Raw genomic sequence first — 10,870 nt, forward strand, 5'->3', positions numbered from 1 at the left:
TTTTCACCCTATGTGATCAGCCGTGTCGCTGCCCAACCAGGGTGCTGACCTGCGCAGACGTGCGTCAACTCCCGGCTGACGCCGGGGCGGTGGGAACGCTGACGTCGAAGTGCCGCGCACGCGGCGAGGCTTTCATGAGAGCGGTGAGCGCACGCGCCTTGGCCGCACCCTTTTCGCCACTGCCCCAGGAGACCGTGGTGCCGCCGGTCAGGACGAGCGAGATGTCGTCGTAGGAACGGACCTTGACGACCTGGGTGCCCCGCGCGACGGCCGCCGGGAGCGCGCCGGCCACCCGCACCGCCTCGCGCACCAGCCGGGCCTCTCCGAAGCGGCGCAGGCCGGCCGCGCCGGTGCCCGTGCGGGACACCGCCACCTGCAGCGCGGGGACGCCCTTCGGGGCCTGGGAGACCGTGGCGAACCGGACGCCCTCCTTGTCCACTTCGATGAAGTCCCGGTCCTTCTGGACGACGAGGACCGCGGTGCGCTCCACCACTCGGAGGCCGATTCCGCGCGGCCAGGCGCGCACGACGTCGACCTCGTCGATGCGGGGCAGCGCCCGGCGCAACCGGGCCTCGATCGCCCCGGTGTCGACGGAGACCAGCGGTGATCCGACCGGGACGTCGGCCGCCTCGCGGACCTGTGCGGGCGTCAGGACCCTGGTGCCGGAGATCGACACGCGGGTGACGCGCAGCCACTGGGAGCCGTACAGCAGCCAGACGGAGCCCCCGGGGAGGAGCACCAGGACGACGGCAAGAATGATGATCGTACGAAGACGGTTCCCTCTCAACCGCCGCCGGGCGAGGGGCGGGTCGGACGACTCCTGCTGGCGTTCACCGCGCTCGGCGGTCGTCGGTCCGGCCACGCTCCCTGCCCTCCGTCATACGGTTCCTAGCGGCGCTGCGAGGCGATCGCCTCGTACACCATGCCGACGAGCAGGTCGTCGGCGTCCCGGCGCCCGAACTCGCTTGCCGCGCGCGACATCTCGTACAGCCGGTGCGGGTCGGCGAGCACGGGCAGGACGTTCTGCTGCACCCACTCGGGCGTGAGTTCCGCGTCGTCGACCAGCAGTCCGCCGCCGGCCTTGACCACCGGCTGGGCGTTCAGCCGCTGTTCGCCGTTGCCGATGGGCAGCGGGACGTAGGCGGCCGGGAGCCCGACGGCGGAGAGTTCGGCGACGGTCATCGCGCCCGCGCGGCAGAGCATCATGTCCGCCGCGGCGTACGCGAGGTCCATCCGGTCCAGGTAACTTACCGGGATGTAGGGGGGCATGCCCGGCATCTGGTGCACCTGCGGCAGTTCGTTCTTCGGGCCGACCGCGTGCAGGATCTGGATGCCGGCCTGCTGGAGCCAGGGCGCGACCCGCTGGACGACCTCGTTGAGCCGGCGTGCACCCTGTGAGCCGCCGGAGACCAGCAGGGTGGGCAGGTTGGGGTCGAGCCCGAACGCCGCACGGGCCTCGGGGCGCACGGCGGCCCGGTCCAGCGTGGCGATGGTGTGGCGCAGCGGGATGCCGATGTAGCGGGAGTTGCGCAGCTTGCTGTCCGGGGTGGCCACGGCGACCTGGGCGGCGTACCGCGAGCCGATCTTGTTGGCCAGACCCGGGCGGGCGTTGGCCTCGTGGATGACGATCGGCACCCCGGCGCGCTTGGCGGCGAGGTAGCCGGGCAGGGCCACGTATCCGCCGAAGCCCACGACGGCGTCCGCCTTGGTGCGCTCCAGGATCTGCTCGGTCGCCTTGATCGTGCCCCGCAGCCGGCCCGGGACGGTGATCAGCTCGGGCGTCGGCTTGCGCGGCAGCGGTACGGCCGGGATCAGCGCGAGCTCGTAGCCGCGCTGCGGCACCAGCGTGGTCTCCAGGCCGCGCTCCGTGCCCAGGGCCGTGATCCCCACGGTCGGGTCCTGCCTGCGCAGGGCGTCCGCGAGGGCGAGCGCGGGCTCGATGTGGCCGGCGGTCCCCCCGCCGGCGAGTACGACATGCACCGAAATTCACCGCTCTCCGGACGAACGCGCCGCCGAGGCGCGCCGTCGCATCGTGTTCCATCTCCGAGGCCCCCGGTCAAGCACGGCCCCTCCCGCACGCTTTCTACCAAAGCGGGGCTGCCGCACGGAAAGCGCTGCCCGCGCAGCGGGCTCGTCGCGTGCGAAGGCGATCAGCAGCCCGATGGCGAACATGGTCGGCAGCAGGGCTGAACCTCCGTAGGAGAACAGCGGGAGGGGGACACCGGCGATCGGCAGCAGGCCGAGCACCGCACCGATGTTGATCACGGCTTGCGCGGTGATCCAGGTGGTCACGCCTCCCGCGGCATACCTGACGAAGGGGTCTTCCGAGCGTCCGGCCACGCGGATACCCGCATAGCCTAGAGCCGCGAAGAGACCGAGCACCGACAGCGTCCCCGCGAGGCCCAGTTCCTCACCGGTGACGGCAAAGATGAAGTCCGTGTGGGCTTCGGGGAGTTGGCCCCATTTCTCCACACTCGCGCCGAGCCCGGAGCCGAAGATCCCGCCCGAGGCGAGCGCGTAGATGCCGTGCACGGCCTGCCAGCAGTCGACGGGTCCGGACTGCGGTTCGGTGGCCCCGAGGCACTGGAGCCGGCCCATGCGGTTCGCGCTGGTCTTGATCAGCACCAGGCCGATCGCGCCGGCGACCGACAGCACCCCGACGAAGAGCCGGGTCGGCGCCCCCGCGATCCAGAGCAGGCCGAACAGGATGGCCGACAGGATGATCGCCGTGCCCATGTCGCCGCCGAGCATGATCAGCCCCAGCAGCATGAAGGCGACCGGCACCAGCGGCACCAGCATGTGCTTCCACTGCGTCAGCAGCTTCTTGTCCTGCTTGCGGGCGATCAGGTCCGCGCCCCACAGCACGAGGGCGAGCTTGCCGAACTCACTGGGCTGGATCTGGAAGGAGCCGCCGAGGGCGATCCAGTTCTGGTTGCCGTTGACCGCGACCCCTATCCCGGGCACCTGCACCAGCGCCATCAGGAAGACGGCGCCCGCGAGGAGCGGGTAGGCCAGCGCCCGGTGCAGCTTCACGGGCATCCGGGAGGCGGCGAGCAGCAGGCCGGTGCCGATCGCGGCGGCCAGCAACTGCTTGCGGAAGAAGTACGACCCGGGCAGCGACATCTGCAACGCGGTGATCTGGGAGGCCGAGTAGACCATCACCAGGCCCAGCACGGTGATCAGCAGGCTGCCGCCGAGGATCAGGTAGTACGCGGTCAGCGGCCGGTCCCAGGCCCGCTGAAGGCGCGTGCGCAGCCGCCGCGGGCCGCTCTCGCGCGGCCGGCGCGGGGGAACGGTCCGGGCCGCGGCCCGCTGGACGGGAGGCCGTCCGGTACGGCTACCGGGCATCGGCCCTCACCGCCCCGCCGGGAACGTCCCTGCTGTCCGGCCACATCCGAGTCACGCGTCCCTCCAAGGGTCCCGAAGCACCCGCTGTGGCCGAGACCCGCCGTCAGGCGCCCGCGCCGAGTCCGCGAACCGCCTCCGCGAACGCGTCACCGCGCTGGTTGTAGTTGGCGAACATGTCCATCGAGGCGCACGCCGGGGCAAGGAGCACCGTGTCTCCGGGCTGTGCGAGCCGCCGCGCCTGCTGGACTGCCGCGAGCATCGCCCCAGTGTCGGTCCGGTCGAGGTCGACGACGGGTACTTCCGGGGCGTGTCGCGCGAGGGCTTCACTGATCAGGCCGCGATCGGCGCCGATCAGCACGGCGGCGCGCAGCCGCCCGGCCGACCGCGCGACCAGTTCCCCGAACTCGGCGCCCTTGGCGAGCCCGCCGGCGATCCAGACGACGGACTCGTACGCGGCCAACGACGCCTGTGCCGCGTGGGTGTTGGTGGCCTTGGAGTCGTCGACGTAGGCGACGCCGTCCACGTCCGCCACGTGCGCGATGCGGTGGGCGTCCGGGGTGAAGGCCCGCAGGCCGTCCCGTACGGCCTCGGGGGGCACCCCGAAGGCGCGGGCGAGGGCCGCGGCCGCGAGGGCGTTGGCGACGTTGTGCGGGGCGGGCGGGCTGACGTCGGCGACCCCGGCCAGCTCCTGGGCGCTCTTGTGCCGGTCCGGCACGAAGGCGCGGTCGACCAGGATGCCGTCCACGACGCCGAGTTGGGAGGGGGCGGGGGCGCCGAGGGTGAAGCCGACGGCCCGGCAGCCCTCCTCGACGTCCGCCGCGCGGACCAGGTCCTCGGTGGCCTTGTCGGCGGCGTTGTAGACGCAGGCGACCCGGTTGCCCTCGTAGACGCGGCCCTTGTCGGCGGCGTACGCCTCCATGGAGCCGTGCCAGTCGAGATGGTCGGGCGCGAGGTTGAGCACGGCGGCGGAGTGGGCGCGCAGCGAGGGCGCCCAGTGCAGCTGATAGCTCGACAACTCCACGGCGAGGACGTCGTACTGCTCCTCGCCGAGCACCGCGTCGAGCAGCGAGACGCCGATGTTGCCGACGGCGGCGGTGCGCAGGCCCGCCGCCTTCAGGATCGAGGTGAGCATCTGCACGGTGGTGGTCTTGCCGTTGGTGCCGGTGACGGCGAGCCAGGGCGCGGCGCCGGGGCCGCGCAGCCGCCAGGCGAGTTCGACGTCGCCCCAGACGGGGACGCCGGCCCGCCCGGCCGCGGCGAACAGCGGCTTGTCCGGCTGCCAGCCGGGCGCGGTGACGATCAGGTCGGTGCCGTCGGGCAGGGTCGCCCCGTCGCCGAGGCGGACGGTGATGCCCAGCGCCTCCAGCTCGTCGGCCTGGGCACGCGCGCGTGCGTCGTCGCCGTCGTTGACGACGGTGACCCTCGCGCCGAGTCCGTGCAGCGCCTTGGCCGCCGGGATCCCGGAGACGCCGAGCCCGGCGACGGTGACGTTCTTCCCCTGCCAGTCGGTCACTTGTCCGCTGCCCATCCGGCGTAGAAGAGGCCGAGTCCGACAATCACACAGATGCCCTGGATGATCCAGAAGCGGACCACCACAAGTACCTCGGACCAGCCTTTGAGTTCGAAGTGATGCTGGAGCGGCGCCATACGGAAGACGCGCTTGCCGGTGAGCCGGAAGGAGCCGACCTGGATGACCACGGACATGGTGATCAGGACGAACAGACCGCCCAGGATGGCGAGCAGCAGCTCGGTGCGCGAGCTGATGGCGAGACCGGCGAGCGCGCCGCCGAGGGCCAGCGAGCCGGTGTCCCCCATGAAGATCTTGGCGGGCGAGGTGTTCCACCACAGGAAGCCGAGGCAGGCGCCCATCAGCGCCGAGGAGACGACGGCGAGGTCGAGCGGGTCGCGCACCTCGTAGCAGGCGCCCGGGTTGGTGAGGGTCTGCGCGTTGGCGCAGGACTCCTGGAACTGCCAGACGCCGATGAAGGTGTAGGCGCCGAAGACCAGCACGGAGGCGCCGGTCGCGAGACCGTCCAGACCGTCCGTCAGGTTCACGCCGTTCGACATGGCGAGGATCATGAACAGGGCCCAGACGACGAACAGCACCGGGCCGATGGACCAGCCGAAGTCCTGCACGAAGGAGAGCTTGGTGGAGGCCGGGGTGTTGCCCCGGTTGTCCGCGAACTGCAGGGAGAGCACGGCGAAGGCGATGCCGCCGAGCAGCTGGCCGGCCATCTTGGCCTTGGCCCGCAGACCCAGCGAGCGGCGCTTGACGATCTTGATGTAGTCGTCGAGGAAGCCGACCAGGCCCATGCCCGTCATCAGGCCGAGCACCAGCAGACCCGAGTAGGTCACGGGCTTGCCGGTGATCACCTTCGACAGGAAGTACGCCACGATCGTGGCCAGGATGAAGGCGATGCCGCCCATCGTCGGCGTACCGCGCTTGCTGGCGTGCTCGCGCGGGCCGTCGTCGCGGATGTACTGGCCGTAGCCCTTGCGGGCGAGGAGCTTGATCAGCAGCGGGGTGCCGATCAGTGTCAGGAAGAGCCCGATGACACCCGCGAACAGGATCTGATTCATCATCGGGCGTCGACCCCACCCTCGGTGCCCCCGGCGAGCAGCGCCTCGGCGACGCTCTCCAGACCGACCGAACGGGACGCCTTCACGAGGACGACGTCCCCCGGGCGCAACTCGCTGCGCAACAGGTCGACCGCCGCCTGTGCGTCGGACACGTGCACCGACTCCTCACCCCACGAACCCTCGTTATATGCGCCCAGTTGCAGCCAGGACGCTTCCCTGCCCCCGACCGCGACGAGCTTGCCGACATTGAGCCGGACGGCGAGCCGTCCGACCGCGTCGTGCTCGGCGAGCGCCTCGTCCCCGAGCTCGGCCATCTTGCCGAGCACCGCCCACGTACGCCGCCCCTTGCCCATGGCCGCCAGCGCACGCAGGGCGGCCCGCATGGACTCGGGGTTCGCGTTGTAGGCGTCGTTGACGACCGTCACGCCGTCCGGGCGCTCGGTGACCTCCATACGCCAGCGGGAGAGGGAGCCCGCCCCGGAGAGCGCGGTGGCGATCTCCTGCGCGGACATGCCCAGCTCATGGGCGACGGCGGCCGCGGCGAGCGCGTTCGACACGTGGTGCTCACCGTACAGGCGCATGGTCACATCACTGCACCCGGAGGGTGTGCGAAGCATGAAGGAAGGCTGTCCGCTGTCCGTGAGTCGCACGTTCTCGGCGCGTACGTCCGCTTCGCCGGACTCCCCGAAAAGCGTCACCTTCGCCTTCGTTCGGGACGCCATGGCCCGTACGAGCGGATCGTCGGCGTTGAGGATCGCGACGCCGTCCCGCGGCAGGCTCTCCACCAACTCGCCCTTGGCCTGGGCGATCTGCTCGCGGCCGCCGAACTCGCCGATGTGGGCGGTGCCGACGTTGAGCACCAGACCGACCCGAGGGGGCGTCAGACCGGCGAGGTAGCGGATGTGGCCGATGCCCCGCGCGCCCATCTCCAGGACGAGGAACCTGGTCTCCTCGGTGGCGCTCAGGGCGGTCAGCGGCAGCCCGATCTCGTTGTTGAGCGAGCCCGGCGTGAACACGGTGGGCGCCTTGTGGCGGAGCACCTGGGCGATGAGGTCCTTGGTGCTGGTCTTGCCGGCCGAGCCGGTCAGCGCCACGAGGGTCGCGCCGAGCCGCTGGACGACATGGCGGGCGAGGGCGCCGAGCGCCTTCTGGACGTCCGCCACGACGATGACGGGGACGCCGTCCACGGGGCGCGAGCCGAGGACGGCGACCGAGCCCGCCGCGACGACCGCGCGCGCGTAGTCGTGGCCGTCGACGCGCTCGCCGACGAAGGCGACGAAGAGGCTGCCGGGCCCCGCCTCACGCGAGTCCCGGACGACGGATCCGGTGACCTGCACGGACGGATCCGGTATGTCGTACGTCTGCCCGCCGACGACTTCTGCGATCTCGGCGAGGGAGAGGGCGATCACAAGTTCATCCCTGGGTCTTCTGGATAGCTTCGCGAAGCACCTGGCGGTCGTCGAAGGGACGGACGACCCCGGCGATGTCCTGGCCCTGCTCGTGCCCCTTGCCCGCGACCAGCACGGTGTCGCCGGGCTTCGCGCGGGCCACGGCCGCGCTGATCGCGGCGGCCCGGTCCTCGAAGACCTGGACCTCGCCGCGCTCGTGCGCCGGCACCGACGCCGCGCCCTGGAGCATGGCGGCGAGGATCGCGAGGGGGTCCTCGGAGCGGGGGTTGTCGGAGGTGAGCACGGCGGTGTCGGCGAGCCGGGCGGCCGCGGCGCCCATCGGCTCGCGTTTGGTCCTGTCGCGGTCCCCGCCGCAGCCGAGCACGATGTGGACGGCGCCCTCGGTGACCTTGCGCAGCGCCTTGAGCACGGACTCGACGGCGTCGGTCTTGTGGGCGTAGTCCACGACCGCGAGGTAGGGCTGGCCCGCGTCCACGCGCTCCAGCCGGCCCGGCACGCCCGGCACGGCGGCGATGCCGTCGGCGGCGGTCTGCGGATCGAGGCCGGCGGCGGCCAGGGCGACGACGGCGGCGAGGGTGTTCGCCACGTTGAAGGGACCCGGCAGCGGCGACCTGGCGGAGATCCGCTCGTCCTTGGGGCCGATCACGGTGAACGTCGCGTCCATCGGGCCGACCAGGACGTCCTCGGCACGCCAGTCGGCGTCCGGGTGGCCCTCGGCCGAGTAGGTCACGACGGGCACGCCGGACTCCTTGGCGAGCCTGCGGCCGTACTCGTCGTCGTGGTTGACGACGCCGAGCCTGCTGCGCGGGGGCGTGAACAGCTGCGCCTTGGCCTGGAAGTAGTCCTCCATTCCGGAGTGGAACTCCATGTGCTCCGGGCTGAGGTTGGTGAAGACCGCGATGTCGAAGACGCAGCCGTCGACGCGGCCGAGCACCAGCGCGTGGCTGGAGACCTCCATGGCGACCGCCTCGACCCCGCGCTCGCGCATGACCGCGAACAGGGCCTGGAGGTCGGTGGCTTCGGGGGTGGTGCGCTCGGACTTGACGCGCTCGTCGCCGATGCGCATCTCGACCGTCCCGATCAGACCGGTCGACCGCAGGGTCTTCAGGCCGCCCTCGACGAGATAGGCGGTGGTGGTCTTGCCGGAGGTGCCGGTGATGCCGATCTGGAGGAGGTCGCGGCCGGGGTGGCCGTAGATCGTGGCCGCCAGTTCGCCCATCCGACCGCGCGGGTCGTCGACGACCAGGACCGGCAGGCCGGTCGCCGCGGCGCGCTCGGCGCCGGTCGGGTCGGTCAGCACGGCCGCGGCGCCGAGGCCCGCGGCCTGCGTGACGAAGTCCGCGCCGTGCAGCCGGGCGCCCGGGAGGGCGGCGTACAGATCGCCGGGGCGCACGGCACGCGAGTCATGGGTGATGCCCGTGACCTCGACGGCCGCCGCGGTGCCCGCCGGGGTGGTGACACCCGGCTGACCGGCGAGTTCCGCGAGGGATGTGGCGGAGACCTGCGCCGGCCTGGGCGGCCCGGGGTACGTCACGGGATGCCCCTTCTGGGTGGTTTGGGACTGATCAGCGTGTGGCACGGCGGTGAGCGTACCGGGCGCACCCCCCCGCGGGCGAAGCGAGGGGCGGGGGGTGCCGTGGTTCCCGGGGTCGGGGGTGATCGTCGTCACGAGGTGGTTCCTGGCTGCTCGGTGCTGATCGGGAGGGTCAGGGTTTGTAGGTGACCGGGAGGTTGGCGGGCTTGGCCCCGGTCGGCGGGACCTGGAGGGTCTTCAGGGCGAACTCCATGACCTGCTTGTAGATGGGACCGCAGATCTGGCCGCCGAAGTAGTTGCCCTGCGTGGCGTTCTGGATGGCGCAGTAGACCGTCACCCGGGGCTTGTCCGCGGGGGCGAACCCGGCGAAGGAGGAGGTGTAGCCGCGGTACTTGCCGGTGGCCGGATCCACGCGGTTCGCCGTGCCCGTCTTGCCCGCGACCCGGTAGCCGGGGATGCGCGCCTTGGTGCCGGTGCCCTCGCGGTCGTCCACGACCGACTCCAGCATCCGGGCGAGGGTCTTGGCGGTCCTGGCGCTGATCACCCGGGTCTTCCTGGGTTCCGCGGCCGGGGTGAACCGCCCGTCGGGCCCCTTGGTGCCGCGCACGACGCTGGGCTGGACGCGCACCCCGCCGTTGGCGATCGTCGAGTAGATCGAGGCCGCCTGCATCGCGTTCAGGGAGAGTCCCTGGCCGAAAGGGATCGTGTACTGCTGGGAGGTCGACCACTTGTCCGGCGCGGCCAGGATGCCCGGGGTCTCGCCGGGGAAGCCGAGCCCGGTGTAGCTGCCGAGGCCGAACCTGCGCAGGTAGTCGTAGAGCACCTTGTTGGCCTTCGGCTGGGTCTTGCCGAGCTGGCCGGTGGCGAGGATGGTGCCGATGTTGCTGGACTTGGCGAGCACGCCGTTGAGCGTGAGGTACCAGGTCTCGTGGTCGATGTCGTCCTTGAACAGGCGGTCGCCGCGGTGCAGCCGGTTGGGCACCACCACATGCGTGCCGGGGGTCGCCACGCCCTCCTCCAGCACGGCGGCCATCGACATCACCTTCGCGGTGGAGCCGGGCTCGTAGGCGTCCTGGAGGGCCGCGTTGCCCATGTTGGCGCTGGACGCCTCGGAGAGGTCGTTCGGGTCGAAGCCGGGCGAGTTGGCCATCGCGAGGATCTGACCGGTACGGGTGTCCTGGACGATCACGTAACCGCGGTCGGCCCGGGACTTCGCGACCTGCTCGGTGATGGCGTTCTGCGCCGCCCACTGGATGTCGCGGTCGATGGTGAGCTCGACGTCGCTGCCCGGGACGGCCGGCGTCTCCCTGGCGTGGGCGGTGGGGACCTGCCGGCCGCCGGACTGGGCGTAGCGGATCTCGCCGTTCTTGCCGGACAGCTCCTTGTTCAGCTGCTGCTCGATCCCGCCGCCGCCCTTGCCGTCGGCGTTGACCCAGCCCAGTATCCCGGCGGCGAGTTCGCCGTTGGGGTACACCCGCTTGCTGCTGGCGACGGACAGGACGCCCGCGAGGACGTTCGGGGTGGTGCGGTCGGCCTCGGACTTGGCGGCCAGCGCGCTCTTGAGGTCCTTGATCTGCTTCCAGACCTGCGGGGTCTGCCGCCTGGCCAGCAGGGTGTAGCGCAGGCTGCGGTTCTCCGGCCGGAGCTTCCCGGCGATCGCCTCCTGCTCCTGGCCGAGGATCGGGGCGAGCAGGGCGGCGGCCTGCTCGGGGCCGTCGTCGACCTTGAGCTGCTCGCGGGTGAACAGCGTGGGGTCGGCCGTGATGTCGTAGGCGTCCACGCTGGCCGCCAGCGCGACGCCGTTGCGGTCGGTGATGCCGCCGCGCTCGGCGGCGAGGGTGTAGCCGACGTAGCGGTTCTTCTCGGCCTTGGCCGCGTAGGTGCTCGCGTCGACGCCCTGCACTTGGAGCAGCCGCACGACGAAGGCGAGCAGGACGAGCGTGAGGGCGACGGCGACCATGCGCAGCCGGGGCCGGGTGCTGCCGAGCCGGATGGTGCC

At 71.6% G+C, this 10,870-nt stretch carries 8 protein-coding genes; all 8 read right to left on the reverse strand.

Translation table 11 applies throughout. The annotated features are described in order from the left end of the window. Positions 1 to 64 precede the first annotated feature (64 nt). Positions 65 to 862 (reverse strand): cell division protein FtsQ/DivIB, encoded by a 798-nt coding sequence (locus SZN_RS10370; protein ID WP_007494001.1) that lies wholly within the window; start codon positions 860 to 862, stop codon positions 65 to 67. A gap of 26 nt (positions 863 to 888) precedes the next feature. Further along, positions 889 to 1,980, reverse strand: coding sequence for an undecaprenyldiphospho-muramoylpentapeptide beta-N-acetylglucosaminyltransferase (gene murG / locus SZN_RS10375; protein ID WP_007494002.1), 1,092 nt, complete (start codon positions 1,978 to 1,980; stop codon positions 889 to 891). A 6-nt stretch (positions 1,981 to 1,986) separates the two neighbouring features. Continuing rightward, positions 1,987 to 3,348, reverse strand: coding sequence for a putative lipid II flippase FtsW (ftsW, locus tag SZN_RS10380; protein WP_007494003.1), 1,362 nt, complete (start codon positions 3,346 to 3,348; stop codon positions 1,987 to 1,989). Positions 3,349 to 3,451: 103 nt separating this feature from the next. Then, complete coding sequence (gene murD / locus SZN_RS10385) at positions 3,452 to 4,876, reverse strand: UDP-N-acetylmuramoyl-L-alanine--D-glutamate ligase (protein WP_043729696.1); 1,425 nt, start codon at positions 4,874 to 4,876, stop codon at positions 3,452 to 3,454. Continuing rightward, the gene (mraY, locus tag SZN_RS10390; RefSeq protein ID WP_043729708.1) at positions 4,858 to 5,931 is read right to left on the reverse strand and encodes a phospho-N-acetylmuramoyl-pentapeptide-transferase; all 1,074 of its coding nucleotides are present in this window, start codon (positions 5,929 to 5,931) and stop codon (positions 4,858 to 4,860) included. Before mraY ends, murD begins: the two co-directional genes overlap by 19 nt. Continuing rightward, positions 5,928 to 7,337, reverse strand: a complete 1,410-nt coding sequence (locus tag SZN_RS10395) for a UDP-N-acetylmuramoyl-tripeptide--D-alanyl-D-alanine ligase (protein WP_007494017.1) — start codon at positions 7,335 to 7,337, stop codon at positions 5,928 to 5,930. Before SZN_RS10395 ends, mraY begins: the two co-directional genes overlap by 4 nt. A 4-nt stretch (positions 7,338 to 7,341) precedes the next feature. Beyond that, positions 7,342 to 8,871, reverse strand: coding sequence for a UDP-N-acetylmuramoyl-L-alanyl-D-glutamate--2,6-diaminopimelate ligase (locus tag SZN_RS10400; RefSeq protein WP_007494018.1), 1,530 nt, complete (start codon positions 8,869 to 8,871; stop codon positions 7,342 to 7,344). Between the two features lie 172 nt (positions 8,872 to 9,043). Next, on the reverse strand, positions 9,044 to 10,870 hold a 1,827-nt coding region (locus tag SZN_RS10405; protein WP_007494019.1), incomplete at its 5' end, for a peptidoglycan D,D-transpeptidase FtsI family protein.

This window comes from Streptomyces zinciresistens K42, assembly GCF_000225525.1.
GTDB lineage: Bacteria > Actinomycetota > Actinomycetes > Streptomycetales > Streptomycetaceae > Streptomyces > Streptomyces zinciresistens.